The 25,707-nt window shown below is 67.5% G+C and carries 22 protein-coding genes; 18 read left to right on the forward strand and 4 right to left on the reverse strand.

The window, feature by feature from the left end; all coding sequences use genetic code 11:
* Positions 1-39 precede the first annotated feature (39 nt).
* The 7 genes from ACR65K_RS12790 to ACR65K_RS12820 all read left to right on the forward strand — a co-directional run bounded on the left by ACR65K_RS12790 (position 40) and on the right by ACR65K_RS12820 (position 8,521).
* Positions 40-993 (forward strand): ABC transporter permease, encoded by a 954-nt coding sequence (locus tag ACR65K_RS12790; protein WP_056337816.1) that lies wholly within the window; start codon positions 40-42, stop codon positions 991-993.
* Positions 990-3,128 (forward strand): dipeptide/oligopeptide/nickel ABC transporter permease/ATP-binding protein, encoded by a 2,139-nt coding sequence (locus ACR65K_RS12795; protein ID WP_440153188.1) that lies wholly within the window; start codon positions 990-992, stop codon positions 3,126-3,128. The genes ACR65K_RS12790 and ACR65K_RS12795 overlap by 4 nt, the downstream gene beginning before the upstream one ends.
* Positions 3,125-4,132: an oligopeptide/dipeptide ABC transporter ATP-binding protein gene (locus ACR65K_RS12800; RefSeq protein WP_440153189.1), complete on the forward strand. Its 1,008-nt coding sequence runs from the start codon at positions 3,125-3,127 to the stop codon at positions 4,130-4,132. Before ACR65K_RS12795 ends, ACR65K_RS12800 begins: the two co-directional genes overlap by 4 nt.
* Before the next feature lie 56 nt (positions 4,133-4,188).
* Complete coding sequence (locus ACR65K_RS12805) at positions 4,189-6,477, forward strand: family 78 glycoside hydrolase catalytic domain (protein ID WP_440153190.1); 2,289 nt, start codon at positions 4,189-4,191, stop codon at positions 6,475-6,477.
* Between the two features lie 2 nt (positions 6,478-6,479).
* Positions 6,480-7,292 carry a nucleoside hydrolase gene (locus tag ACR65K_RS12810; protein ID WP_440153191.1) on the forward strand — a complete coding sequence of 271 codons (813 nt, stop codon included), beginning with the start codon at positions 6,480-6,482 and terminating at the stop codon, positions 7,290-7,292.
* Positions 7,293-7,409: 117 nt separating this feature from the next.
* Positions 7,410-7,985 (forward strand): hemerythrin domain-containing protein, encoded by a 576-nt coding sequence (locus ACR65K_RS12815; protein ID WP_440153192.1) that lies wholly within the window; start codon positions 7,410-7,412, stop codon positions 7,983-7,985.
* A 71-nt stretch (positions 7,986-8,056) separates the two neighbouring features.
* Positions 8,057-8,521 carry a DUF8821 family protein gene (locus ACR65K_RS12820; protein ID WP_440153193.1) on the forward strand — a complete coding sequence of 155 codons (465 nt, stop codon included), beginning with the start codon at positions 8,057-8,059 and terminating at the stop codon, positions 8,519-8,521.
* Between the two features lie 16 nt (positions 8,522-8,537).
* Here ACR65K_RS12820 and ACR65K_RS12825 read toward each other — a convergent pair whose 3' ends face one another.
* Positions 8,538-9,464 (reverse strand): intradiol ring-cleavage dioxygenase, encoded by a 927-nt coding sequence (locus ACR65K_RS12825; RefSeq protein WP_440153195.1) that lies wholly within the window; start codon positions 9,462-9,464, stop codon positions 8,538-8,540.
* Positions 9,465-9,564: 100 nt separating this feature from the next.
* The gene (locus ACR65K_RS12830; protein ID WP_440153197.1) at positions 9,565-10,395 is read right to left on the reverse strand and encodes an IclR family transcriptional regulator; all 831 of its coding nucleotides are present in this window, start codon (positions 10,393-10,395) and stop codon (positions 9,565-9,567) included.
* Positions 10,396-10,490: 95 nt separating this feature from the next.
* On the opposite strand from ACR65K_RS12830, the gene ACR65K_RS12835 reads away from it, so the two are divergent.
* From ACR65K_RS12835 to ACR65K_RS12845, 3 genes are read left to right on the forward strand one after another with little or no spacing between them, the layout of a single operon-like run.
* Positions 10,491-13,286, forward strand: coding sequence for an alpha-L-rhamnosidase (locus tag ACR65K_RS12835; protein WP_440153199.1), 2,796 nt, complete (start codon positions 10,491-10,493; stop codon positions 13,284-13,286).
* Positions 13,283-14,272, forward strand: a complete 990-nt coding sequence (locus ACR65K_RS12840; protein WP_440153201.1) for an alpha/beta hydrolase fold domain-containing protein — start codon at positions 13,283-13,285, stop codon at positions 14,270-14,272. Before ACR65K_RS12835 ends, ACR65K_RS12840 begins: the two co-directional genes overlap by 4 nt.
* Positions 14,269-15,234 carry an alpha/beta hydrolase gene (locus ACR65K_RS12845; protein WP_440153202.1) on the forward strand — a complete coding sequence of 322 codons (966 nt, stop codon included), beginning with the start codon at positions 14,269-14,271 and terminating at the stop codon, positions 15,232-15,234. The genes ACR65K_RS12840 and ACR65K_RS12845 overlap by 4 nt, the downstream gene beginning before the upstream one ends.
* Positions 15,235-15,270: 36 nt before the next feature.
* On the opposite strand, the gene ACR65K_RS12850 is transcribed toward ACR65K_RS12845, so the two are convergent.
* Positions 15,271-16,026, reverse strand: a complete 756-nt coding sequence (locus ACR65K_RS12850; protein ID WP_056337854.1) for a FadR/GntR family transcriptional regulator — start codon at positions 16,024-16,026, stop codon at positions 15,271-15,273.
* Between the two features lie 138 nt (positions 16,027-16,164).
* On the opposite strand from ACR65K_RS12850, the gene ACR65K_RS12855 reads away from it, so the two are divergent.
* The 8 genes from ACR65K_RS12855 (at position 16,165) to ACR65K_RS12890 (ending at position 24,443) form a co-directional block, all read left to right on the forward strand.
* Positions 16,165-17,463 carry an ABC transporter substrate-binding protein gene (locus ACR65K_RS12855; protein WP_056337855.1) on the forward strand — a complete coding sequence of 433 codons (1,299 nt, stop codon included), beginning with the start codon at positions 16,165-16,167 and terminating at the stop codon, positions 17,461-17,463.
* Positions 17,464-17,584: 121 nt separating this feature from the next.
* The gene (locus tag ACR65K_RS12860) at positions 17,585-18,538 is read left to right on the forward strand and encodes a carbohydrate ABC transporter permease (RefSeq protein WP_235008798.1); all 954 of its coding nucleotides are present in this window, start codon (positions 17,585-17,587) and stop codon (positions 18,536-18,538) included.
* A complete protein-coding gene (locus ACR65K_RS12865; RefSeq protein WP_056337858.1) occupies positions 18,535-19,410 on the forward strand; it encodes a carbohydrate ABC transporter permease in 876 nt (291 codons plus the stop codon). The genes ACR65K_RS12860 and ACR65K_RS12865 overlap by 4 nt, the downstream gene beginning before the upstream one ends.
* 11 nt (positions 19,411-19,421) lie before the next feature.
* On the forward strand, positions 19,422-20,570 hold the full coding sequence (gene dgoD, locus ACR65K_RS12870) for a galactonate dehydratase (protein WP_440153204.1): 1,149 nt from the start codon (positions 19,422-19,424) through the stop codon (positions 20,568-20,570).
* A gap of 4 nt (positions 20,571-20,574) precedes the next feature.
* Positions 20,575-21,258: a bifunctional 4-hydroxy-2-oxoglutarate aldolase/2-dehydro-3-deoxy-phosphogluconate aldolase gene (locus tag ACR65K_RS12875; protein WP_440153206.1), complete on the forward strand. Its 684-nt coding sequence runs from the start codon at positions 20,575-20,577 to the stop codon at positions 21,256-21,258.
* The gene (locus tag ACR65K_RS12880) at positions 21,255-22,274 is read left to right on the forward strand and encodes a sugar kinase (RefSeq protein ID WP_440153208.1); all 1,020 of its coding nucleotides are present in this window, start codon (positions 21,255-21,257) and stop codon (positions 22,272-22,274) included. The genes ACR65K_RS12875 and ACR65K_RS12880 overlap by 4 nt, the downstream gene beginning before the upstream one ends.
* Positions 22,275-22,324: 50 nt before the next feature.
* A complete protein-coding gene (gene manD, locus ACR65K_RS12885) occupies positions 22,325-23,554 on the forward strand; it encodes a D-mannonate dehydratase ManD (protein WP_440153209.1) in 1,230 nt (409 codons plus the stop codon).
* 64 nt (positions 23,555-23,618) lie between these two features.
* Positions 23,619-24,443, forward strand: coding sequence for a class I SAM-dependent methyltransferase (locus tag ACR65K_RS12890; RefSeq protein ID WP_440153210.1), 825 nt, complete (start codon positions 23,619-23,621; stop codon positions 24,441-24,443).
* Between the two features lie 108 nt (positions 24,444-24,551).
* On the opposite strand, the gene ACR65K_RS12895 is transcribed toward ACR65K_RS12890, so the two are convergent.
* Positions 24,552-25,667 (reverse strand): FAD-dependent monooxygenase, encoded by a 1,116-nt coding sequence (locus ACR65K_RS12895; protein WP_056337875.1) that lies wholly within the window; start codon positions 25,665-25,667, stop codon positions 24,552-24,554.
* Positions 25,668-25,707 lie beyond the last annotated feature (40 nt).

A 25,707-nucleotide genomic window follows, 5' to 3' on the forward strand; every position in this document is an offset into this window, starting at 1 on the left:
CCCTCCAACAGGAGGGCCCGGCGCGACGGCACATGACCGATGGAGGTCACCATGGCACTATTCATCACTAAGCGCCTGCTGATGGCGCTGGCCACCGTGCTGGTGGTTGCGGTGCTGGCATTCCTGCTGGTGCACGCCATGCCGGGCAGCCCGGGGGCCATTTCCCTCGGCGCCGGCGCCTCCCAGGAAGCCATCGACGAGGTCAACCAGCGCCTGGGCTGGAACGATCCGCTGTTCACGCAATTCTTCAGCTGGCTCGGGTCAGCGGTCCAGGGCGACCTTGGCATCTCCCTCATCGACGGCCGATCGGTCAGCGCAGACCTTGCCAGCCGCCTGCCGGTTACGGCCTCCCTTGCTGCCGGAGCCACCGTCCTCAGTGCAGTCCTGGGCATCGCCTTGGGCGTTACCGCCGCTGTCCGCGGCGGCCTGCTGGACCAGGTGATCGGCGGCTTCGTGGGCCTCCTCGTTGCCCTGCCGGCGTTCTGGGTGGGCGTGATCTTCGTGTACCTGTTCGCCGTTCAGTCCTCCATCTTCCCGGCCACCGGCTACGTGCCGTTCGAGGTCTCACCGCAGGACTGGGCCCTGTCCCTGGCGCTGCCGGTGATCACCCTCGCCGTGGGCGGCGCGGCCTTCATCGCCCGCCAGACCCGGGCCTCCATGCTGGAGGCGCTGCAGCAGGAACACATCCGCACGCTGCGCGCCACCGCCACCCCCACCTGGAAGATCCTCTACGTCCACGCCCTGCGCTACGCCAGCCTGCCCATCGTGGCCGGCATCGCGCTGCAGTTCATCGGCCTGTTCGGCGGTTCCGTCATCGCGGAGCAGCTGTTCGCCATGCCCGGACTGGGCCAGGCCGTCCAGACCTCCGTCAGCACCCACGACGCTCCCGCCGTCCAGGGCGTGGTGGTGATCGCCACCGTGGTGGTGGTCGCCGTCAACCTGGTGCTGGAGCTGGCCACCAAGTTCCTCGACCCGAAGTTGCGTGCCTCATGATCCCAACAGTTGCCCCGGCCCCCGCCGACGCGGACCAGGCAGGAACTACGACGCCGGCAGGAACGCCCGCGCGCAATGCCGGCAAAGCGGCTATCACCAAATTCTCCCGGCACCGGCTGTTCACCTCACCGGGCGCCGTGGCCGGACTGGTCTGGCTCGCGGCCATCGTCATCGCATCACTGACCGCTCCGCTCTGGCTGCCCTTCAAGACCGAGGACCAGGATTTCACCGCGGTCCTTTCCGGCCCCACCGCCGCCCATTGGCTGGGCACCGACGAACTGGGCCGGGACATCCTCAGCCGCATCTTCGCCGCTGCCGCCGGAACCCTGGGGACGTCGATGCTCACGGTGATTGTCGGCGTCGGGCTTGGGACTGTCCTGGCCATGCTCGCCGCCGGAGCCGGCACGCGGACCGAAGCCGTGATCAGCAGGGTCACCGAAATCATGATGTCCCTGCCGGGAACCGTGATCATCCTGGCCGTCATTGGCGCCGTGGGAACCAACATCCCGGTGGTCATGGCCATCCTGGGCATCCTGATGTCCGCAGGCATCTACCGCGTGATCCTGGGCCAGGCCAAGTCCCTGCAGTCCCAGCTCTATGTGGATGCAGCAAAAGTGGACGGCGTGGGCCCGCTGCAGATCAGCTTCCGCCACGTCCTGCCCGGGCTGGCCAACACCATCGTGGTCCAGGCCGCGCTCATCTTCGCCGTCGGCATGCTCATCCAGGCCGGCCTGGCGTTCATCGGATTCGGGCCGCCCATCCCGCAGCCCAGCTGGGGCGGCATGATCCAAGGTGCTTCCCAGCACGTCTATGACGCCCCCTGGATGATGGTGCCCACCGGTGCCGTGCTGGCGCTGACCGTGCTGTCCGCCAACGCCATCGGCAACGCCCTGGGCAAGGCACCCAACGCCGCCGCCCCGCACCTGCCCTCCGCTGCGGCGCGGCGGCAGCGCGCCGAGGCCGTCGCCGCCATCGCCGCGGCGGCGCCGAAACCAGAAGACCAGGCTGCAGGGGACGGAGCCTCCCACAGCGCTGCCCCGGAAGGCACGCTCAGCGTCCGCAACCTGTCCGTCGGCGTCGACAGTGCAGGTGCAGGCAACGGCGTCCGCCTGGTCACCGACGTCTCCTTCGAGGTCCAGCCCGGCACCGTCCTTGGCCTGGTGGGGGAGTCCGGTTGCGGCAAGACCATGACCGCGCTGTCCCTCCTAGGCCTGCTTCCCTCGGGCGTCAGCGTCACCGGCGGCCAGATCCTCTGGAACGGGAGGAACCTGGCGGCGGTGGCGGACAGGGACATGGAAGCCGTCCGCGGCCGCGAGATCGCCCTGATCAGCCAGGAACCCATGCGGGCCCTGGATCCCATGTTCACCGTGGGCTACCAGCTGACCGCCACCATCCGCCGGCTCCGTGGCATGAACCGGGCCGAGGCACGCAAGGAGGCGCAGAGCCTGCTGGAAAAGGTGGGCATCGTGGACGCCGCCCGGATCCTGAAGACTTACCCGCACCAGATCAGCGGCGGCATGGCACAGCGCGTGGCCATTGCCCTGGCGCTCTCCGGACAGCCGAAACTGCTGGTGGCGGACGAACCCACGACCGCGCTGGACGTCACGGTCCAGGCCGAGATCCTGTCCCTGCTCCGGAGCCTGGTGAAGGACACCGGCATGTCCGTGGTGATGGTCACCCACGACCTCGGCGTGGTGGCGGACATCTGCGACCAGGTGGCCGTGATGTACGCCGGCCAGGTGGTGGAAAACGGCAGCACCCGGGCCGTCCTGGACCACCCCCGCCACCCCTACACCCTGGCCCTCCTGGCCGCCGACCCGCACGCCAACCATGCGGACGACATGCCCGAGCGGCTGGCCACCATCAGCGGACAGGTGCCGCAGCCCAAGGACTGGCCGTCCGGCTGCCGCTTCGCCGCCCGCTGCCAGTTCGCCGGCTCCGCCTGCCTGGAGCCCGTCCCGCTGCTGCCCTCCGGTACCGGCGAAGGACTGGTGCGGTGTGTCAAGGCGGACCAGCTGGCCGTCGAGGGCATGGACTGGCTGGCCACGGACGTGCCCGCCTCCCGCGCCCTGCAGGTCACTCCCAGACAGAACCTGCGCACTCTGAACACCATCGTTGAAAAGGACCCGGCATGAGCACCACAGTCACCGAACGCCGCGGTTCCACGCCGCCCGCCGCCACCACCCCCATCCTTGAGGTCAAGGAGCTGGTGGTCCGCTACGGCAGGGGCCGGAAGGCAGCCGCCGCACCGGCCGCCGTCGACCGCGTCAGCTTCAGCATTGCCCCCGGTGAGACGGTGGGCCTGGTGGGGGAGTCCGGTTCCGGAAAGTCCACCATCGGCAAGGCCATCCTTGGGCTGCAGAAGGTCTCCGGTGGGTCCATCACCTACCAGGGCAAGGACATCACCTCCGCTGGGGCAGCCCAGCGCCGCGCCCTGGGCGGGGAACTGCGGGCGGTCTTCCAGGACCCCAATTCCTCCCTTAACCCGCGCAACACCATCAGCACGTCCCTGGCCGAGCCGCTGCGCCTCCGCGGGGTGTCCGCAGCGGAGGCGCGCACCAGGGCCGGGGACATGCTGGAACGCGTGGGACTTCCGCGCGAGGCCGTGGACCGGTACCCCAGCCAGTTCTCCGGCGGCCAGCGCCAGCGCATCTCCTTGGCCCGCGCCCTGATCTGCGACCCCCAACTGGTGGTCTGCGACGAGGCCGTCAGCGCCCTTGACCTGTCCACCCAGGCGCAGGTGCTCAACCTCCTGGCCGACCTCCGCGATGAACGGGGCCTCAGCTACCTCTTCATCGCCCACGACATCGCCGTGGTGCAGTTCCTGGCCCAGCGCGTGGTGGTGCTCTACCGCGGGCAGGTCATGGAAAGCGGACCTGCCGCCGCGGTCACGGAAAACCCGAAGCACCCCTTCACGCAGGCCCTCGTGGCCGCATCCCCGGTGCCCCGGCCGGCGGAACAGGCGGAACGCAGGGAAGCCCGCGAATCGCTGGGCGTCCGCACCGGGGCAGCCGCGGTCCCCGGGCCCGGCGGGTGCCCCTTCCGGCTCCGCTGCCCCCTGGCCACCGAACTGTGCGCCACGGAGCGGCCCGCCCTGCGGCGGGTGGGTGCGTCCGACGTCGCCTGCCACTACGCCTGACAGCCCATCCACCACCAGCCTTTGACCAGCTTCCACCAGAACGGAACCCTTTCCCCATGACCTCCACCCCCTGGCAGGCCGCGATGATCACCCCCGAAAGCGACTTCGACGGCGCCCCGCTGCTCCGGAAGGAGTTCACGCTTGAACAGGGGCACGGCGGCATTGCGAAGGCCACGCTCCGTGCCACCGCATTCGGCGTCTACGAGGCGTTCATCAACGGATCCCCGGTGGCTGAGGACGTCTTGAGCCCGGGCTGGAGCTCCTACGAGTGGCGGCTCCGCTACCGCAGCTACGACGTCACTGCCCTGGTGGGGCCCGCCACGGTGATTGGGGTGGAACTGGGCAACGGCTGGTACCGCGGGCGGCTTGCCTGGCATGGCATGTCCAACCTGTACGGCAACGAGCTGGGCTTCTTTGGGCAGCTGGACATCGAGTTCGACGACGGGCACATCCAGTCCATCGCCTCGGACACCAGCTGGCAGGCAGGCCCCTCCGCCACCACCTTCAACGACCTCTACGATGGCCAGACCATCGACGCCCGGCGCCGCCAGAAGGACTGGGCGGAGCCCGGATTCTCACCCGGCACTGACTGGACTGGCGTCCGGGAGCTGGCGTTCGACGGCGGCAGGCTGGCTGAGCCGGTGGGGCCGCCCGTGGTGCGTGCCGGCGTCGTGCGTCCCGTGGAAATCTTCACCTCACCCTCCGGGAAGACGCTGGTGGATTTCGGCCAGAACCTGGTGGGCTGGCTGCGGTTCACGGTGCAGGGCGAGGCCGGGCAGGCCATCACCGTGCGGCACGCCGAGGTCCTGGAAGACGGCGAGCTGGGTGTCCGGCCGCTGCGTTCGGCCAAGGCGGCGGACACGTTCATCCTCTCCGGCGGCGAGGACTCCTTCGAACCGACCAAGACCTTCCACGGCTTCCGCTACGCCGAAATCACCGGCTGGCCAGGGGAGCTCACGGAGGATGTTCTGGAGGCCGTGGTGGTCCACTCCGACCTGGAGCGCACCGGCACGTTCGAGTGCTCCAACGAACTGGTGAACCAGCTGCACCGCAACATCGTCTGGGGGCTGCGGGGCAACTTCCTGGACCTGCCCACGGACTGCCCGCAGCGCGACGAGCGGCTCGGCTGGACCGGCGACATTGCCGTGTTCGCCCCCACCGCCGCCTACCTCTACGACGTCAAGGACTTCCTGCAGGACTGGCTGCTGGACCTCGCCGCGGAACAGAAGGCGCAGGACGGCCTGGTCCCCATCACCGTGCCGGATGCCCTCAAGTACTGCCCCCAGCCGGCCGAATTCCCGGCACCGGAGTCCTCAGCGCTCTGGAGTGAAGCCTCGGTCTGGGTGCCCTGGGCGCTGTGGGAGGCCTACGGTGACCTGGGCGTGCTGCGGAACCAGTTCGACTCGATGGCCTCGCACACCCGCCGGGTGGAGGGGCTGCTGTCAACCTCCGGACTGTGGGACTCAGGCTTCCAGTTCGGCGACTGGCTGGACCCGGACGCCGCGCCGGACCAGCCCTGGGCGGCCAAGGCGGACACCGGAGTGGTGGCCACGGCCTGCATGTACCGGACCGCACGAATCACCGCACAGGCGGCAGCCCTGCTGGGAAAGCACGACGACGAAGCCTACTTTGAGGCGCTCGCCGCCCGGGTGCGTGCGTCCTTCGCCGAGCACTACGTGGCGGCCGACGGCACCATCCGCAGCGACTGCACCACCGTCTACGCCCTGGCCATCGCCTTCGACATCCTGCTGACGCCGGAGCTGCGGGAGTTCGCCGGCAACCGCCTCGCCGAGCTGGTCCGGGACAACAACTACCGCGTATCCACCGGGTTCGCCGGGACGCCGTTCATCACCCATGCCCTCACGGACACCGGGCACGTGGACGAGGCGTACCGGCTGCTGCTCGAGGAGGGCTGCCCGTCCTGGCTGTACCCCGTAACCATGGGTGCCACCACCGTCTGGGAACGCTGGGACTCGATGCTGCCGGACGGCACCATCAACCCGGGCGAGATGACCAGCTTCAACCACTACGCCCTGGGTGCGGTGGCGGACTGGATGCACAAGGCCATCGGCGGCATCCGGCCGCTGGCACCGGGCTACGCCAAGGTGCTCATCGCCCCGCAGCCGGGCGCCGGCATCGACTGGGCCACGACGTCCCTGGAGACCCCGCACGGCGAGGTCCGCGTGGAATGGAAGCACGACGGCGGCACGTTCCGGCTCGAGGCGACAGTCCCTGACGGGGTGGCGGCCGACGTCGTCCTTCCGGATGGTGAGCGGCACGCAGTTGAGGGCGGCACTCACAGTTTCAGCGCCCCTGCCGCCCTGGCCGTCCCGGCGGGGGCATAGCCGTGGCGGGTCCGGCGGAGCTGCTGGTCGTGGACAACGACTTCGGCGGCGATCCGGACGGGCTCGTGGCCCTGGCGCACATTCTTTTACGGTGCAGTCCGGATGTGACAGTCATGGTGACCACCTCCCCTCTGGACCCGGGACTGGCCGAAGTAGCCGGTGCTGACCCCCTCACCACAGCCAGCCAAGGTGCTGAGCTCGCCGGGCAACTCCTGGAGCTGATGGGGATCAAGGACGTCCGGGTGATCGTGGGCGCGGAAGCGCCCGGGACCGGCGGGAACCAGGTCAGCGCTGCGGCGCGGGCAATTGTGGAGATGTCCGGCCGTTTTGAGCGGACGACGATTCTTTGTGGCGGACCACTGACCAACGTCGCCGCAGCGCTGCGGCTGGACCCGGCGCTCACGGAAAAGGCAGCACTGGTATGGGTGGGCGGCACCCTGGCCGACGCGGAACGCGGCGAATACAACTCGGACACTGACGCCGCCTCAGCCGCGGAGGTGGCGGCCTCAGGGATGCCCCTGGTCCGGGTCCCGTACGAGGAATACACGCAGATGACTGTCGCGGTGGATGCGGTGAAGAACGAGCTTGCTGCCGCATCACGGGTTGGTTCCTGGCTGGCGGAGCGGCTGCTTGACGTCCCGCCGTTCGTGCAGTTGGGCAGCACCCTGACCCTGGGTGACAATGTCCTGGTGCCGTTTGGGCCAGGCCCCGGACCAACCGGGATCGCTGCTGAATGGGGAACCGTCATCCACCGCCAAGTGGACAGTGCCGGATTGTGGAGGGACCTGATTCGTCATCTGGTGGGAGTGCGTTAACTGCCCGTTCCTTTAGGCAGCTATAGGGGGATTCCACCTCTGGATCGCACTGTTGCCGCGTGATACTTTGACCGTCTTACGCCGCACATCGGAACTATCCAGAAGGAGCGCCGGCTCATGAGTGATACCAATTCCGCCGGAAACGTGGACGTCGTGGACATCCTGACCAGCGACCACCGGGACATGATCGCGCTGATCGGGCAAATCAAGGGCACCACCGATGAAACGCAGCGCAGGGACCTGGCGGACACCCTGATCGCGGAGGTCATGCGCCACGCCGTGGCCGAGGAAATGTACGTCTACCCGGCCGTTGAGGACCACGTGCCCGACGGTCACGACGAAGTGGAACATGACAAGAAGGAGCACCAGGAGATCGTCGAGCTGATGAAGCGGCTGGAGAAGGTGGAACCTTCGGAGGCCGGCTTCATGGACCTGGTCAATGAGCTTGAGGCACAGCTGAGCCACCATGCCAACGACGAGGAGACCGAACAGTTCCCGAAGCTCCGCCTTCACATCCCCCGTGAAAAACTCGTCGACATCGGCGAAAAGGTGGAGAGGGCCAAGAAGCTGGCGCCCACCAGGCCGCACCCGAGTGCACCTCATTCCGAGCTGTTCCACAAGACCGTGGGACCAGGGGTGGGCATGGTGGACCGGATCCTGGACAAACTCACCGGCAGGCACACGGACAAGTAGACCGGCGGCAATCTGCGGTTGGCGGCATGGGTCTGCGAGGATGGGCGAAAGACCCTTTCCCAGGAGGACTCGTGCCGTACACCGTTGATTTCAAGAACGTCTCCACCGTTGGCCTGGAATCGTCACCGGTGGCTGATGCCTTGGCCGGGCTGCGGGCCAATGAGGCCCGCTACTACAAGAACAAGTACGACCACGACTTCACCGTCACCCCGGCCGGAGACGCTCCCGATGTGGTCGGCTACGTGAACAACATCCTGTCCACGGAGCGCAACCTGGTGATTGCCTCCAAGCCGCTTGAGGTTTCCTCATTCGAAGTGGACGGGCTGCGGATGGCGTACGTGTTCTACGAGTCCGGGCTGTCCATCAACGTTATGTACGCCCTCGAGGACGGGGGCAAGCGCGCTGTCGGGTTCAAGCTCTCCGACGGCATGGATGTTCCGGACGAGCTCGCTTCCAGCTTCAAGTTCGCACGGCAGAAGTCCAAGCTGGCGGGCACCATCCGCGGTTCGTACTTTGTGATCAAGGGCGAGTACTGAGAGTTTGATCCTGCTCCTAAATGGTCACGTTAAGTGCCGCTGTGTAGCCCGCCGCGGCGGAGCCGGTCATGGTGGCCAGCTGGTAGATGCCTCCGTCGTCCCCAAACACGTTGTCTGACTGCAACGTGGTCCGGGTCATGTTGGTGACGCTCTTTTCGTATCCTGCGGTTGCGTACACGTCGTCACAGGCCGCTTTGGTCAGGGCAATCTGCGAAACGGCGAGCACCTGGCCGGCGGCGGTGGCGTTGTTCATGGATTCGAACACTTCGAAGTGGATGTGCGGCCACCGTCCGGCGTAGGCACCGGGGAAGATGGACGTGAAGGTGACCTGGCCGTTGGCGTTTGCCTCCTGGACGCCGCGCAGGTAGTTTTCGTTCCTGAGGCTGGAGTCGTACATCGAGTACTTGCCGTCGCGGTCGCAGTGCCAGGCGTAGACCGCGGCGCCGGCCAGCGGTGTGCAGCCGTTGGCGTTGTCCAGCACAGTAAGGGTGAAGGTCAACGGGACACCCACCGCTTTAGCTGACGCCGAACCGAAGCTCGAGGTGATGTCCTGCCGCACCACGCCGGAGGCTTCCAGCACGTTGGGACCGTTGGAGCCGTCGCCCGGGTACGGTCCCGCCGTTTCCTGGGGAATCTCCACGCCGCACTCGGCAATGGCGCGGGTGATGGTGGGGGTGGACGTGGCGGACGACGATGCCGTAGCCGGCGCCGACGCGGCGGAAGTCGCTGTCGTGGTTCGGTCCGCGGTTGACGGCGCAGCCGTGGTTGATCCGCCGGGGCTGCAGGCAGCGAGAGCGACGGCGGCGCCGCCGGCACCAAGGAACATGCCGAGGGAGCGGCGGCTCATCAGGGTCGACAGGTCGAATTCAAGGCCGCGGTCGTGATCCGGGTGCGGCTGCTGCGCGTCTTCAGGGAGCTCATTGCGTTTGTGCGAGGTGGTCATGAAACCCATCAAAAGCCACCGCACTATGCATCTGGTAGGCGCATTCTGTGAGCTGGCTGTGAGCCGTTGCTTCCGGCGTCGCCGTCCCTGCCTGGAGCCGCTACCCCTGCGAGTGCGTCCGCGCGTCGGCACTGACGGCAGCCTGGTGCCCCAGGTTCCGGGACACGGCGCGCGCGGCCGCGCGGACGGCCGGGGCCAGCACGTTCGGGGGAGTGGACCCGTCCGGAACCACGATGGACAGCGACGCCACCACGGAACCCTGTGCATCGAAAATCGGGGACGCCACGGAGACGGTCCGGGACGGGACGGTGCGGCGGATCATGGCGATGCCGGTGCGCCGCACGTCCGAAAGTGTCCTGCGCAGCTGGCCTTCCGGCATTTCGGGCACGCCCGGCTCGTTTTCCGGCGGCCGCTTCAGGATGGTTTCCTGGAACTGCTGGTCCGCGCCGGCCAAAAGAACCAGGCCGATGGCGGTGGACCGCAGTGGCGCCCGTCCGCCCACCCGGTAGGCCACCTCGGTGGCGTCCTTCCCGGACAACCGCTCGATCAACACGGCCTGCTCGTTGTCCCGCACCGCCAGCAGGACGTGGTGCCGGGTGACTTCGAACAGGTCCTCCAGGTACGGAAGCGCGATTTCCCGCACCCCGTGCCCCCGCGGGGACAGCGACGCCACTTCCCACAGCCGGACCCCCACCACGTACCGGCCGTCGTCGAGCCGTTCCAAGGCGCCCCAGGCCACCAGCCGCGCGATCAGCCGCAGCGCCGTGGGTGCGGGCATGTCCGCGTAGCGCGCCAGCTCGGACAGGGTCAGTGCACGGCGCCGGTCGGAAAAGACCGCCAGCAGGCTCAGTGCCCGGTCGATCACCGGTTCGCCCTGTTTGGGCCGTTTTCCGCGGGCCGGCGGGGTGTCCGTTTCCGGAGTGGCAGTCATGGCAGGAGTTCCTAGCGCAGTTGATAGCTGCAATGGCAGTGAGCTGAACCACAATACTATTCCAACCATTGAAAGAACCCTGTGGAGGGGAAGTGGTGGCGAACGAAGCTGGAATTCCCAGCAACCGCACCCAGGAGTTCCGCCGCATGACCGCCCCCACCCGGCTTCGGGCCGAGCACCTGTCCGAGGCGATGGGACTGACCATTACCGTGCCGCGGCTCAGCTGGACCCCGCCCGCCGGGACCGCCCGCCAGACGGCGTACCGCATCACCGCGGACAACGGCTGGGACACCGGGAAGGTTGACTCTGCAGCCTGCGCCATCCCGTACGGCGGCCCGGCGCTCCACTCGAGGGACCGGTTCGAGTGGCGCGTCCGTACCTGGAACGCCGACGAACACGGCACCGAATCACCAAGCGACTGGTCCGAACCGATGCCCGTGGAGCTGGGCCTGCTGCATGCCGGGGACTGGACAGCGCAGTGGATAGGCCCCGAAGAACCGGAAATAGGGGCGCCGGGGGAGCGGCCCGGGTACGCCCTCACCAAGACCTTCACCCTCCCGGCCGCCCCGCACAAGGCCCGCGCCTACGCCACTGCCCAGGGCATCTACGAGCTCTTCATCAACGGCCACCGCGTCGGCGACCAGCAGCTCACCCCCGGCTCCACCAGCTACAACACCACGCTCCAGGTCCAGGCCCACGACGTCACGGGCCTGCTCCGCGAAGGCACCAACACCATCCGCGCCATCCTCACCGACGGCTGGTACCGCGGCAGCTTCGGCTACACGCGCGACGCCGACATGTACGGAAAGCACACGGCCCTCCTGGCGCAGCTCGAACTGGAGTCCGCGGCCGGCACGCAAATCATCGGCACCGACAGTTCGTGGCTGGTGTCCGCCACGGAGATCCTCAGCGCCGACCTCATGTCCGGCCAGCGCGTGGATTTCAGGACGGCCGACGGCGGCAACCCGCGCCAGCCGGGCACCGGCGGCACCGGTGCCCGCGCACCGAAGCCGCGTCACGTCGTCGTCCGTCCCGGCAGCTTTGGGGAACTCACCGGACCTCTCGCTCCACCCACCCGGGTGACACAGGAGCTGGCTCCGGTGTCCATCACCCGCCTTTCGAATGGCCACCAGGTTGTGGACTTCGGCCAGAACATCCACGGCTGGGTCCGGCTCACCAGGCTCGGGTTGCCGGGCGAAACCGTCACCCTTGAATACGGCGAATCGCTCGGGGCGGACGGCGACGTCACCCGGGACCACCTGCGGCCGCACGATTTCCGGACGCCCGGCGCCTTCCATGACGCGGGCCAGGTGGACACCGTTATCTCTTCTAGGGCCGAGGGCGAAGTCTTCGAACCCCGGCACACCACCCACGGCTTCCAGTACGTCTCCCTCCAGGGCCTGGGGGAGGACCTGCAGCCGGGGGACATCACCGGCTGCCTGGTCCGGACCGACCTGGAACGCATCGGTACCTTCCACTGCAGTGATCAACGGCTGAACAAGCTCCACGACATCGTGGAATGGAGCTTCCTGGGCAACTCCTGCGAGGTCCCCACCGACTGCCCGCAGCGCGAAAAGGCCGGCTGGACCGGGGACTGGCAGCTGTTCGCCCCCACCGCGGCCTACCTCTACGACGTCACCGGCTTCTCCCGCAAATGGCTGCGCGATGTCCGTGCCGACCAGTGGGACAACGGGATCATTGCCAACATCTCGCCGTCGCCGGGGCCGGCCGTGACCTCGGCTGAGTTCATGGGCTTCACCAACGGCTCCGCCGGCTGGGGCGACGCCATTGTGATGGTGCCGTGGGAGGTCTACCTCGCATCCGGGGACGCCGCGATCCTCGCCGAAAACTGGGAGGCCATGCAGCGCTGGCTGGGCTTTGTCCGCACCACCGCCGAAAACAAGCGCCACGCCGTACGCGCCGCCGCACGCCCCACCCCTGCTCCACACGAGCAGTACCTCTGGGACACCGGCTTCCACTTTGGCGAATGGATGGAACCGGACGGGCCGGAACCTGATCTTTTCGCCGCCCGCAGCGCCGATCACGGAATCGTGGCCACCGCCTACTACCGGCACACCACGGACCTGATGGCCCGCATCGCCGGTGTCCTGGGCCTGGACGCGGAGGCCGCCGGGCTGGCAGAGCTGTCAGACCGGATCCAGGAGTCGTGGGAAACGGAATACCTTGATCCGTCCGGCCGCGTCACCCACGCCACCCAGGCCAACTGCGTCCGTGCCCTCGCGTTCCACCTCGTCAGCCCCGGGCACCGCCCCACCGTCACTTCGCAACTGGCCGACCTGATCCGCGGCGCCGGCACGCACCTCGGCACGGGGTTCCTGGCCACGCCCTACCTGCTCCCGGTCCTGGCCGACAACGGTGAACTGGACCTCGCCTACGAACTCCTGATGCAGGACTCCGAACCGTCATGGCTCACCATGGTGGAGCGCGGGGCCACCACCATGTGGGAGCTGTGGAACGGCATCGATGCCAACGGCACCGCGCACCAGTCGCTCAACCACTACAGCAAGGGCGCCGTGGTTTCCTTCCTGCACCGCTACGCGGCGGGGCTGCGGCAGGCTCCCGGCAGCGCGGGCTGGGAGCGCATCATCATTGAGCCGCGCCCCGGCGCCGGACTGACGTCCGCGTCCACCACCCATCACGGCCCGCGCGGCCTGATCGGGGTGCAATGGACTGTTTCAGACGGGGCAGCGTTGGAGGGGATACAGGACGGCGGCGTGCTGACGCTCAGTGCCGCCATCCCCGCCGGCACCACCGCGGAGGTGCGGCTGCCCGGCGAACCGGCCGTCGTCGTCGGGCCCGGACACCATACTTTCCCCGCCGCAACCGGCGCGGACACCGCACAACCTGAACTGATGAGGAGCACACTATGACAGTGGACAACGCTACCGACGTAATGGACCCGTCCCGGGACGTTTCCCGTCCCGGAGGCAGGGAGGTTCCCACATTTCCCGTCTTCGATGCGCCGGGGACCCCTGCGCACGCCTCGGACGTCTCATCGGTCCACCGTGAGGTCACGTACGCCAGGGCCATCGGGTTCCGGCCGCTGAAAATGGACATCTGGCTGCCCCGCAACGCAGCCGGACCCACGCCGCTGGTCCTCTGGGTGCACGGCGGGGCGTTCCAGCTGGGCGACCGCCGGGAACTGCCACCCACTTTCGCGCCCGGCGCCGTATTCCGGCTGCTCAACGAGGCCGGCATTGCCTGCGCCACGGCGGACTACCGGCACTCCCTGGAAGCGGCGTTCCCGGCACAGCTCCACGACCTCAAGGCCGCGGTCCGCTACCTTCGGGAGTTCGCGGACGAGCTCAACATCGACCCGGAGCGGTTCGGTGCCTGGGGCGAATCCGCCGGCGGCCACCTGGTGGCGCTCCTGGGCCTCACCGGTAACCGCGGCGACCTGGAAGGCGGACTCGGCGCGCAGGGGCACCCGAGCAGCGTCAGCGCCGTCGTCGATTTCTACGGCGTTTCCTCCCTGGTGGACATTCCCCCTATCAACACCCCCGACGGGCTCTTTCCCCCTGCACTGACTGCCGCTGTCCCGCCCGGGAGGTCGCTGCAGCCGGAGAACATGCTGGTGGGCGGCTCGGATGACCCGGAACTGCTGGCTGCGGCCAGCCCCGTCAGCCATGTGACCCCTGACGCCGCGCCGTTCCTCCTGGTCCACGGCGATTCGGATGGGCTGGTCCCGCATTCGCAGACCGACCTCCTGGCCGCCGCGCTCGCCAAAGCCGGGGTGGAACATGACGTGGTGACCATTATGGGCGGCGACCACTGCTTCTTCGGCGCCGAGGACCAGCTGGACACCATCCTTGCCACCGCCGTCGACTACTTCTCACGGAAGCTGGGAACACCATGACATCCCGGACAGAATCAGCCGCGGCGTCCGCCGGGCCCTCCCGGAACGCCAAGGGGGAGACCGCAGCAGGTTTCGCCGAGTACCTCGCCAGCCCGGAAGGCCCGCAGTTCCTGAACCCGGACGCCGTGCGCTCGCCGGGCCCGGATGCCCCCATCCGCACGGTGACCTCCGACGGGCGGCACGGCCCGGTAGCCATCCGGATCTACGGCGAACCCGCCGGCGCGGACAGCCCCGCCCTGGTGTGGCTGCACGGCGGCGGGTTCGTCAGCGGCAGCGTGGATATTCCGGAATCCGATTACCTGGCCCGGGTGCTCGCGGGCCGCGGGACCCCGGTGCTGTCCGTGGACTACCGGCTGGCCCGCGACGGCGTGTCCTTCCCCATCCCGCACGACGACGCGTTGGCAGGGTGGTTCTGGGCCCGGAAGAACGCCGAAACCCTGGGACTGGACCCCGACCTGCTCTGCCTGGGCGGTGCCGGCGCCGGCGGCAACCTGGCCGTGGGCGCCGCGCTCTATCTGATTGACGCCGGCAAGCCGCTGCCCGCCAAGCTCCTGCTGGCCTATCCCTTCCTGCACGCGGAACTTCCGCCGCCCGCCGGGGGACTGGACCCGGAGGTCATGGCCGGGCTGCCCAGGCACCTGCGGTTCACCGTGGAGGACTGCATCCGGACGGCAGAGAACTACGTGGGCGGGCCCGTCAGCATGGCATCGTCCTACGCGATGCCCGGCTACGCCGATCCTGCCGGACTTCCACCCACGGCTCTCCTGGCATGCGAGTACGACGACGCCCGCGGCTCCACCGAGCTGTTTGCCTCCGCTTTGGAACGGGCCGGGGTACCGGTGTCCTACTTCCTCGCCCAAGGCGCGGTCCACGGCCACCTCAACCACACGGCCGGCCTGCCCGAGGGGCAGGCAGCCCTGGATTTCCTGGCCGGGGAACTGGCCGGGGCTCGACGGGCGTAAGGGTATGGACGTCCGACGGCGCTGCCGGCACCTGGCCTAGCCGGGATTGGGGCTGCCTTCCACCACCGAAGCATGGCTGTGGGACCAGATGTCCCCCATCTCCTCGGTGGACTGTTCCACGATCCGGCTCATGGCAGCGTGCGCGGCGGCTGCCTGGCCCCGCTGAATGGCGCTGGCCACGTCCACGTGCAACTGCAGCGCCTCATGGTCCGGAAGGTGGGGCATCAGGCCGTGCTGGGTCCGGCCTGCCAGCACCTCCGCCACGAGCTTGTGAAGCTGCGAAAACATGAGGTTGCCGGAGGCGTTGAGGACCGCGGCGTGGAACTCAATGTCCAGGCGCAGGAAATCGTCCTGGTCTCCCCGCTGCCCGGCGGCCCACAGCCGGGCGGCCATGGAAACCAGGTCGCTGGCCTGGTCCAGGGACGCGCGTTCGGCGGCAAGCCGGGCTGCCTGCGGTTCGATGGCGCCGCGCAGTTCGTTCAGTGCCCGCAGCTGTTCCAGCCGCTTGGCCGATGCCAGCCGCCACCGGATCACCTGGGGGTCATAGAGGTTCCAGCTGGCCTCCGGCTGGACCACCGTGCCCAGCCGACGGCGTGATTCCAGCATGCCCATGGAGGACAGGACGCGGGTGGCCTCGCGGATCACGGAGCGGGACACCTTGTGCTGTGCCTCCAGCTCATCCAGCCGCAGGATCGAATTTGGTGCCAGGGTTCCCTCGGCAATGGCGAGTCCCAGGTTCTCGACCAGCGATGAATGCAGGTCAGGGGACAACGCCGCCTTTGGGATGGTCATGAATAAATCATATGGGGGAGTGGCAAGGTCTTGTATATGTCTGCCTTATTTGTTTATGCTCGCTAAACACAGCAGACGTAACGAGGCGTCTGTCACCCGCCCGCGAAGCTGCGGGCCCAAAAGGCAAAGGGAGTCGTAATGAAGCGGCGTTCAATTGTGAAGTACGCGGCAGTTGCCGCGGCAATGTCGCTGGGGCTGACCGCCTGCAGCGGCGGCGGAGGCGGCAGCGACCAGGCGAAGGAGTCAGGGACCGTCCGTGTCACCTTGGCAAACCACGTCTGGACCGAGGGCATCAAGTCCGCCATTCCGGAGTTCGAGAAGTCCAGCGGGCTCAAGGTGGAGCTGACCCAGCTCGGCGAGGACCAGCTCTCCGACCAGTACAACGTCAAGCTCAACGCAGGCAGCGACGAGATTGACGTCATGATGTACCGCCCCCTGCAGGAAGGCAAAGCATTCGCCAAGAACGGCTACCTGGCGGACCTGACCAAGAACGTCTCGTCGGACTCCGGCTGGGACTGGAAGGACTACCAGGAGGGCCCGGTCAAGGCCACCACCGTTGAGGGCAAGGTGGTTGGTGTTCCGATCATCACCGAGCGCGAAGTCCTCTACTACCGCAAGGACCTGCTGCAGGCGGCAGGCCTTCAGGTTCCCAAGACCATGGAGGAACTGGAAGCGGCAGCCAAGGCCATCAAGGCTTCCTCCCCTGACACCGCCGGCTTCGTGGCCCGCACCGGCAAGTCCACCGCGGTGACCCAGTTCTCCAGCTTCCTGTACAGCTTCGGCGGGGACTTCATGGACTCCAATGGCAAGGCCTCCGTCAACACCGATGCCGCCAAGAAGGCCTACGCCTACTACGGCGGCCTGATCCGCAATTACGGCCCCGCCAACGTCAGCACGGACATGAGCTGGCCGGAGGCAATGGCCATCTTCACCCAGGGCGGCGCCGCCTTCTACACCGAGGCCGATTCGCTCTACAAGAACGCCACGGACCCCGCCAAGTCCAAGGTCGCGGACAAGGTTGGATTCGCTCCGCTGCCTGCCGGCCCCGCCGGTTCCAAGCCGTACAACATCCCCTCCTGGGCCCTGGGCGTAAACCAGAACTCCAGCAACACGGACAACGCCTGGAAGTTCATCCAGTGGGCAACCAGCAAGGAACGCACCCTGGCAGCCCAGAAGGCCGGCGTCCCGGGTCCCCGCACGTCCGTATGGTCCAACCCTGACGGCACCTCCACCTACCCGAAGGACCTCGCGGAGGCCATCTCCGCGAGCGCCAAGAACGGTGTGGGCCACGACCGGCCCGAGGTTGTCACCGTTGGCAAGGCACGTGAAATCGTGGGTGCCCCGATTGTCGCCTCCATTACCGGGGCGGATGCCGCTGCCGCGGCCAACGACGCCCAGACTGCTTTCCAGACCTTCCTGGACAGCGAAAAGAAGTAGGACGCCGGGCACCCACCGTGCCTGAACATCCGCGCCGGGACGGCCCGAAAGTCGTCCCGGCGCGGCCACTTCACCGGCTCCCTTCGCCGGTCAACTTCACCCCCAACTCTTTAGGTGAACCATGTCTGTATTGAACCCACCCCGCAGCGCCGGCACCCGCCGGCCCAGTGGGCCCGTCGGCGCCGGGGGGCACTTCTCCGCCTGGGCCAACCGGCACCGCAAATGGCTCTTCGCCGCCCCGGCCATGATCTTCGTCGGCGTCCTGATCGTCTTTCCGCTGGCCTGGACCGTGTACCTCAGCCTCACCGACTCCCAGGGCTCCGTCCGGGCCGCCACGGATTTCATCGGGCTGCAGAACTACATCACGGTTCTCACCGACACCGAGCGTTTCTGGCCTGCCGTGGGCCGCACCCTGGCCTTCACCGGCGTCGCGCTGGCCTTCGAAGTGGTGCTGGGCATGTGCGTGGCCCTGCTCCTGTGGCGGCCCTTCCGCGGGGAAAAGTGGGTCCGCGTAGCCATCCTGCTGCCGCTGGTGGCCACCCCCGTGGCGGTCGGCATGATGTGGCGGCTGATCTTCGATCCCAACATCGGCTTCGCCAACCAGCTCCTGGGCATGGTGGGGATCCCGCCCCAGCCGTGGCTGTCCGGGCAGGACACCGCCCTAGGCACCACCATCTTCATGGACGTGTGGCAGTGGACCCCCATGGTGGTCCTGATCCTGCTGGCCGGACTGACCTCGCTCTCCGATGAACCGGATGAGGCCGCCCGTGTGGACGGCGCCAACGCCTTCCAGCGGTTCTTCTTCATCACCCTGCCGCTCATGATGCCCACCGTGATCGTGGCCATCCTGCTGCGCGGCATCGATGCCCTGAAGACCTTCGACATCCTCTACGCCACCAAGGGCAAGGGCGGCGGCTCGTTCCACGAAGTGGAGACGCTGAACGTCTACGCCTACGGATTGAGCTTCGACTACAACCAGTACGGGCTCTCCTCGGCGGTGCTGATCCTGTTCTTCATGATCATCATCGGCACCATGTGGCTGCTCACCATGCGCAAGAAAGCGGTAAGCAAATGACCGTCGTGACTGATTCCACCACTGCCGCCGCCCAGCGGACGCGGCGCCGCCGCAAGCCGCTCGCCACCCGCGCCTACAAGGTCTTCCGGGTTGTCGCCCTCATCCTCGTGGTGCTGTTCCTGCTCGCGCCGCTGTTCTGGATGCTCCTGGCGTCGCTGAAGACCAACGTGGACATCTACGACACCGGCAAGGCCCTGCTGTTCTCGCCCACCTTTGAGAACTACGCCAACGTGCTGCAGCGCAACAACTACTTCGTGTTCATCTTCAACAGCTTCTGGGTGGCCTTCGTCTCCACCGCGCTGTCCATCGTCCTGGGCGTCCCGGCCGCCTACGCCATGAGCCGGTTCACCATGCACCGCTCGGCGCTGGTGGTCCTGATGGCCCGCGTCATTCCGGGCGTCTCGCTCCTGGTGCCCTGGTACTACGTCTTCTCCAACCTGCGCATGGTGGGGAAGTTCGAGGTGCTGATCCTCAGTCACATGTTCGTGGCACTCCCGCTGATCGTGTACATCATGATGAGCTACTTCGACTCGCTGCCCCTGGAACTGGAGGAATCGGCCGAGGTAGACGGGCTCACGCCGATCGGCGCCTTCCGGCTGATCACGCTGCCGCTCGCGGTGTCCGGCATCGCCACCGCCGGCATCCTGTCCTTCATCTTCTCCTGGAACAACTTCATGTTCGCCCTGGTGCTCTCGGGCTCCAAGACCAAGACCCTGCCCGTGGCCATCTTCGACTTCGTCTCCTACGCCAGCATCGACTGGGGCGGGCTGATGGCCGCCGCGACCGTTGTCACCATCCCCATCATGATCATTGCGCTCTTCACGCAGAAGTACATCGTCTCCGGCCTGACCGCCGGCGCCACCAAGGGCTAGGGCTCGGACACATGACACTCATCAGCAGGATTGAGACCTTCCTCGTTGCCCCCCGCTGGCTCTTCGTCCGGATTGAAACCGAAAGCGGCATCGTGGGGTGGGGCGAGGCAACCTGCGAGGGCCGCAGCGAAACGGTGCGTACCGCCGTCGGGCAACTCTCGGAACTCCTCATCGGCCGCGACGCCCTCCGGATCGAAGACCACTGGCAGGTCATGACCAAGGGCTCCTTCTACCGGGGCGGACCCATCCTGGCCAGCGCCGTGTCCGGGCTGGACCAGGCCCTTTGGGACATCGCGGGCAAGCACTTTAACGCCCCCGTGCACCAGTTGCTCGGCGGCCACGTGCGGGACCGGATCCGGATGTACGGCTGGGTGGGCGGCGACGAGCCGGATGAGGTGGCGGACCAGATCAGCGCCCAGCTGGAGGTGGGCCTCACCGCCGTCAAGATGAACGCCAGCGGACGGATGAGCCCGGTGGCTTCGGTGGCAGAGATCGACGGCGTCATCCGCCGGGTTGCCGCAGCGAGGCAGGTCCTGGGCGACCACCGGGACGTTGCCGTCGACTTCCACGGCCGCTTCAGCCTGGCCAACGCCAGGCGGGTGGCCCCGTTGCTGGAACCGTTCCGGCCCTTCTTTCTCGAGGAGCCCGTGGTTCCGGAAAACACCCACCTGCTCCGGGAATTCACCGCCTCCACCACCACTCCCGTGTCAACGGGGGAGCGGCTGTACAACCGGCAGGAGTTCCTGCCGGCACTGCAGGCAGGCATCGCCGTGGCCCAGCCGGACCTCTCCCATGCCGGCGGCATCACCGAGGTCCGGAAAATCGCCGCGCTGGCCGAGGTTTATGAAGTCCAGCTGGCACCGCACTGCCCCCTGGGGCCCCTGGCGCTGGCCGCCTGCCTCCAGGTGGGCTTCGCGACGCCCAACTTCCTCATCCAGGAACAAAGCATCGGCATCCACTACAACCAGGGCGCCGAAGTCCTCGACTACGTGGTGGACAAGACCCCCTTCAAGTTCGTCGACGGCCACATCGAGCGGCTCACCGGGCCGGGGCTGGGCGTCGAAATCGACGAGGCCGTGGTCCGTGCCGCGGACAAGCGCGGCCATGCGTGGCGCGGCCCGGTGTGGCGCCACCCCGACGGATCCTTTGCAGAATGGTGAACCCATGACTTCTGAAAATTCAGCCCTTACTTCCGCCACGCTGTTGGCGGGCATCCGGCAGGCGCGGCTTGTCGGCATCTTCCGTGGGAACGACGGCGGTGCTGCCGCCAAGGCGGCGCTGGCGGCGATGCAGGAAGGCTTCCGTTACGTGGAGATCGCCCTCACCACGCCCAACGCGCTGGAGGCCATCCGCGAAGTCCGCGCGGCTGCCCCGGCCGGCTGCCTGGTGGGTGCGGGCACCGTGTTGAGCCAGGCCGACGTCGAACAGGTCACCGCTGCCGGCGCCCAATTCATCGTGACACCTTCCCTGGCCCCTTCCATCAGTGAGGCGGCCAAGGCCGGCATCCCCGTCCTGGCCGGGGCGCTGACGCCCAGCGAGGCATACCAGGCGATGGAGCGCGGCGCCACCGCCATCAAACTCTTTCCGGCATCGATCGGCGGGCCCGGCTATCTGAAGGCCGTCCGCGACCCCTTCCCGGACATTCCCTTCATCGCCGTGGGCGGCGTGGGCCTCAGCGAAGCCACCGGTTACTGGGAGGCCGGCGCCATCGCCGTTGGCCTGGGCGGACCGTTGTTCGGCACGGCAGCCTCCGGCGGAGACCTCGCCGAGATGCGGGACCGTGCCCGCAGTTTCCTTAGCCTCGCAGCGGAGTTCGCGACCCGTGGGGGAAGCGGGACCCGAGCGTGACGGCTGGTGCCCCAAGCGTCCCGGCCGGGCACGCGCCTGGCCCGCAACCGGTGGGCCTGCTGACCTTCGGTGAGGCCATGGTCTCGCTCCGGTCCGCCGGCCCGCTGGCGAACGGCGGCGCCCTGAACATGCAGGTGGCCGGGGCGGAATCGAACGTGGCCATCGGCGTCGCCCGCCTTGGCCACACGGCGGCCTGGGCCGGGGCGGTGGGCGCGGATCCGCACGGCGAGTTCATCGTGAAGCAACTGCGGGGCGAAGGCGTGCAACTTCACCACCGCGTGCATCCGGACCGCAGCACAGGGGTCATGTTCCTGGAGCAGCGCACCGCCGACCTCAGCAGGGCCTTCTATTACCGCGCCGGATCGGCGGGATCCACCATCTCGCGCAGCCAGGTTGCTGCCGCCCTGGATGGCGGCGCGCGGATCCTGCACCTGACCGGCATCACCCCGGCGCTCAGTGCCGAAGCGCGGGATGCCGTGGAATACGCGGCGGAGCGGGCGGCAGTTGACGGAGTGGCGGTCTCCCTGGATGTGAACTACCGCAGCAAGCTCTGGTCCCGCGACCAGGCAAGGGCCGTGCTTGCGCCGCTGGCCCGGCACGCCACCATCGTCATAGCGTCCGACGACGAACTCGACCTGGTTGCCCCGCCCGGGGAGGGGAGCGGGGCGGCAGCGCCCACGGCAGCTGAGGCTTGTTCCGCCGCGCACCTGCTGGACCTGGGGGTCCGGGAAGTGGTGGTGAAGCGTGGTGCGGCCGGTGCGGCCGTCCACACCGCTGAAGGCCTTCTCGAAGCACCAGCCATCGCCGTGACCCCCGTGGACACGGTTGGGGCCGGGGATGCGTTCACCGCCGGCTACCTTTCGGCCCTGCTCGACGGCGAGGACGTCGCCGCACGCCTGCACCGCGGCATCCTGGCCGGCGCCTTCGCTGTCAGCACCCGCGGCGACTGGGAGGGCGTGCCCCGCCGCGAGGAACTTGCGCTGCTCGACGCAGCCCGAGGCAGCACCCAGCGCTGACACCTTTGTCCCAACCACCCAAAATTTCCCATCTACCCGAAAGCCAACTCATGAAGATCGTTGCCGCCGATGTGTTTGTGACCAGTCCCTCCCGGAACTTCGTTACGTTGCGGATTACCACGGAGGATGGTGTGACCGGTATTGGCGATGCCACGTTGAACGGCCGTGAGCTGGCTGTTGCCGCGTATTTGAAGGAGCACGTCGCCCAGCTGCTGATTGGCAAGGATCCGCACCGGATTGAGGATACGTGGCAGTTCCTGTACCGGAGTGCGTATTGGCGGCGGGGTCCGGTGACGATGGCGGCGATCGCTGCGGTGGATATGGCGTTGTGGGATATCAAGGGCAAGCTCGCCGGGATGCCGGTGTACCAGTTGCTTGGTGGGGCGTCGCGGAACGGTTTGCGGGCGTACGGGCACGCCTCGGGTGCGGACATCCCGTCACTGTTTGATTCGGTCCGGGAGCACCTGGAGCTGGGGTACAAGTCGATCCGGATCCAGACGGCGGTGCCGGGGATCAAGGCCGTCTATGGTGTGGCTGCGCAGGCGCAGGCGTCGGGGGAGCGGTATGACTACGAGCCGGCGGGGCGGGGTGCGTTTCCGGTGGAGGAGGACTGGGACACCCGCGCCTACCTGCGGCACCTTCCTACCGTGTTCGAGGCGGTCCGGAATGAGTTTGGGCCGGAGATCCCTTTGTTGCATGACGGGCATCACCGGATGACGCCGATCCAGGCGGCGAAGCTGGGCAAGGCGTTGGAGCCGTATGACCTGTTTTGGCTGGAGGACTGCACGCCGGCTGAGAACCAGGAGGGCCTGCGCCTGGTGCGGCAGCACACCACCACGCCGCTGGCGATCGGGGAGATCTTCAACACCGTGTATGACTTCCAGACGCTGATCAAGGAACAGCTGATCGACTATGTCCGGGCCGCGTCCACCCACTTTGGCGGGATCAGCCCGTTGAAGAAGGTGATGGATTTCGCCGCGCAGTACCAGATCAAGTCAGGGTTCCACGGGCCCACGGACATTTCCCCGGTGGGATTTGCGGCGCAGCTCCATGTGGGGTTGGCGATCCACAACTACGGGATCCAGGAATACATGCAGCACTCGGACAAGACCAACGAGGTTTTCGAGCAGTCCATGACCTTCACCGACGGGTACCTGCACCCGGGCGACAAGCCGGGCATCGGCGTCGAATTCAACGAAGAAGCCGCCGCCGCATACCCGTACCAGCAGGCCTACCTGCCCTACAACCGCCTCGTCGACGGCACCGTCCACGACTGGTAAGACGGGCCTCGGTAGGTAGGCGCTTCCCGTTGACCCCGCGGCCACCCGGTGTGAGGATGGCGCAATGAACCAGATCTCGGCCTTCTACACCGGCCCCGGGGGACTTGTGGCGGCCATCGGTTCTGCCTTGGACGCGGCCGGTCTGGACCGTACAACGCTGCGGCCGGCCGATCTCGCTGCTGTTGACGAGTTCCACATCAGGGGCCGCAGGGCGACTTTGGAAATCATCGAGGCTCTGGCCCTCACTCCAGATTCCCGTGTGCTCGACCTCGGCAGCGGGTTGGGCGGCCCCGCGCGGACGCTCGCCGAGTTGACCGGGTGCACGGTCACGGGGGTGGACCTCACGCCGGAGTTCTGCCAGGTAGCGACGGCGCTCTCGGAATGGACAGGCCTGTCCGACCGCACCCGCTTCCAGGTCGGGGACGCCACAGCCACAGGCCTTCCCGACAGGTCTGCGGATGCGGCACTGACCATGCACGTGGCGATGAACATTCCCGATAAACACGCCCTGTATTCGGAAGCCTTCCGTGTCCTTCGACCGGGCGGGAGGTTCGTGGTTTACGACGTCCTGCAGGGTGAAGGCGGGGAAGTGCACTACCCGGTGCCTTGGGCCGATGACCCCTCGGCAAGCTTTCCTGCGACCCTGGAAGACATGCGCCAACTCCTCCCGTCGGCCGGTTTCGATGTGGTCTCGGAAGTCGACTCATCGGACGAGAGCCTCGTATGGTTCCAGCAGATGCTTGCGCGGATCCAACGGGACGGCCCGCCACCCGTGACCTTCGCGGCGTTCCTGGGCGACAGTTTCACGCAGATGACAGCCAACCAGGTGGCCAACCTCGCCGAGCGACGCATTCGAACCGTCATGTTCGTGTGCTCGAAGCCGTCCTGAGCGTAAGAACCGACCCTCGCGCCCTGGCACAGGCGGATGGCGCGGAGACTCTGCGGGCTTCGGTGTGTCCGGTCTGTTTTGGGGGACCGGAAAGTAGCGGAATTTGGGTTAAGCTGCGCGGCGGGCGAAGGAACGGCTGAAACCTTGTCCTGATTGCACGAGGTTCCGGGCGCTGCGGAGTCGTGCATTCTCGTAGCTGTGCAGTGCTGTGCTGGTGGTGCCGAAGTCGGTGATGGCGTCGGCGATGGCTTCGGCGTCGTGGAGGGATTCGGCGAAGCCGCTGCCTGTCATGGGGGTTGGAACGTGGGCGGCGTCTCCGACGATGGCCACCCTGCCGGTGGCAAGCCGTACGGGTACGTATTCGGCGATGGGTGTGCCGATGACGGCCCGCCGTTCAATGCTGTCAAGGATCGCGTCCTTCCATGGCGAGGGAAACAGTTCCCGGGCCTGTGCGGCGAGTTCCCGGAAAGTCCCGCTGGGGATACCGGCGGGCATGAGCGAGTGCCGCACCACGGAACCGCTGACGCTGCCGGTGGAGCGGAGCAGTCCGTTTCTGCTGGAGTCGTACCAGGCCCAGCCCAGGCGGCGTGATCCTGGCTCGCGGGAACCCTCGGCGCCCGGGAGCGGGTAGCCGAGCAGCGTATGGTCGTTGTCGCCGAGGAAGGCCACGTCGCGTGGCCAGCGGCGGGCACCGATGGCTGACTCATCGGCGATGCCGATCCATATGACGTAGCCGGCGAACGTGGCATCAGGGTGATCCGGCGCGATGTGCCGGCGAACAGTGCTGCGGTGGCCGTCGGCCCCGATTACCAGGTCTGCCGTGATCCTCTGTTTGTCTGAGGTGAGGACCCAGGCGGATTGTCCGTCCTGGCCGACTTTGCGCACGGTGGTGTTTTGGTGGAGTTCGATGATCGGGTTTGTTTCTATGGCGGCGCGGAGTGCATCGTGGACGGCGAACCAGGTTTGGATCCCGGGTGCGAGGGGCTGGGGCACCTGGGAGGCGGGGAGGCCGGTGATGCGTTCGAGGAGACCGTCGGGGACCTGGAGGGCAGCTCCTGTGCGTCCGGTGTCATCGGAGCGTTCGAGCAACGTGACGTGGACGCCGGCCCTGGAGAGCGTCAGGGCAGTCATGAGCCCTGCGAGGGATGCCCCGACGACGAGGGCCGTGCCGGGTGAGCTGGGGTGGTCGGTGGGTTCGGTGAGAGGGCGGCCGTCTGCGCGCACGCGGGTCTCCTGTCTTGTGGGCGGTGGGCTGTTGGTTTTG

It is taken from the genome of Arthrobacter sp. SAFR-179, from assembly GCF_059414945.1.

What these genes read in the sequence shown, in the direction of transcription:
- ACR65K_RS12850 (WP_056337854.1), bottom strand. Translation starts at nt 16,026, where the DNA reads ATGACCATCCCAAAGGCGGCGTTGTCCCCTGACCTGCATTCATCGCTG.
- ACR65K_RS12865 (WP_056337858.1), top strand. Translation starts at nt 18,535, where the DNA reads ATGACCGTCGTGACTGATTCCACCACTGCCGCCGCCCAGCGGACGCGG.
- dgoD (WP_440153204.1), top strand. Translation starts at nt 19,422, where the DNA reads ATGACACTCATCAGCAGGATTGAGACCTTCCTCGTTGCCCCCCGCTGG.
- ACR65K_RS12825 (WP_440153195.1), bottom strand. Translation starts at nt 9,464, where the DNA reads ATGACCACCTCGCACAAACGCAATGAGCTCCCTGAAGACGCGCAGCAG.
- manD (WP_440153209.1), top strand. Translation starts at nt 22,325, where the DNA reads ATGAAGATCGTTGCCGCCGATGTGTTTGTGACCAGTCCCTCCCGGAAC.
- ACR65K_RS12860 (WP_235008798.1), top strand. Translation starts at nt 17,585, where the DNA reads ATGTCTGTATTGAACCCACCCCGCAGCGCCGGCACCCGCCGGCCCAGT.
- ACR65K_RS12790 (WP_056337816.1), top strand. Translation starts at nt 40, where the DNA reads ATGGAGGTCACCATGGCACTATTCATCACTAAGCGCCTGCTGATGGCG.
- ACR65K_RS12845 (WP_440153202.1), top strand. Translation starts at nt 14,269, where the DNA reads ATGACATCCCGGACAGAATCAGCCGCGGCGTCCGCCGGGCCCTCCCGG.
- ACR65K_RS12800 (WP_440153189.1), top strand. Translation starts at nt 3,125, where the DNA reads ATGAGCACCACAGTCACCGAACGCCGCGGTTCCACGCCGCCCGCCGCC.
- ACR65K_RS12855 (WP_056337855.1), top strand. Translation starts at nt 16,165, where the DNA reads ATGAAGCGGCGTTCAATTGTGAAGTACGCGGCAGTTGCCGCGGCAATG.
- ACR65K_RS12840 (WP_440153201.1), top strand. Translation starts at nt 13,283, where the DNA reads ATGACAGTGGACAACGCTACCGACGTAATGGACCCGTCCCGGGACGTT.
- ACR65K_RS12795 (WP_440153188.1), top strand. Translation starts at nt 990, where the DNA reads ATGATCCCAACAGTTGCCCCGGCCCCCGCCGACGCGGACCAGGCAGGA.
- ACR65K_RS12875 (WP_440153206.1), top strand. Translation starts at nt 20,575, where the DNA reads ATGACTTCTGAAAATTCAGCCCTTACTTCCGCCACGCTGTTGGCGGGC.
- ACR65K_RS12890 (WP_440153210.1), top strand. Translation starts at nt 23,619, where the DNA reads ATGAACCAGATCTCGGCCTTCTACACCGGCCCCGGGGGACTTGTGGCG.
- ACR65K_RS12830 (WP_440153197.1), bottom strand. Translation starts at nt 10,395, where the DNA reads ATGACTGCCACTCCGGAAACGGACACCCCGCCGGCCCGCGGAAAACGG.
- ACR65K_RS12805 (WP_440153190.1), top strand. Translation starts at nt 4,189, where the DNA reads ATGACCTCCACCCCCTGGCAGGCCGCGATGATCACCCCCGAAAGCGAC.
- ACR65K_RS12815 (WP_440153192.1), top strand. Translation starts at nt 7,410, where the DNA reads ATGAGTGATACCAATTCCGCCGGAAACGTGGACGTCGTGGACATCCTG.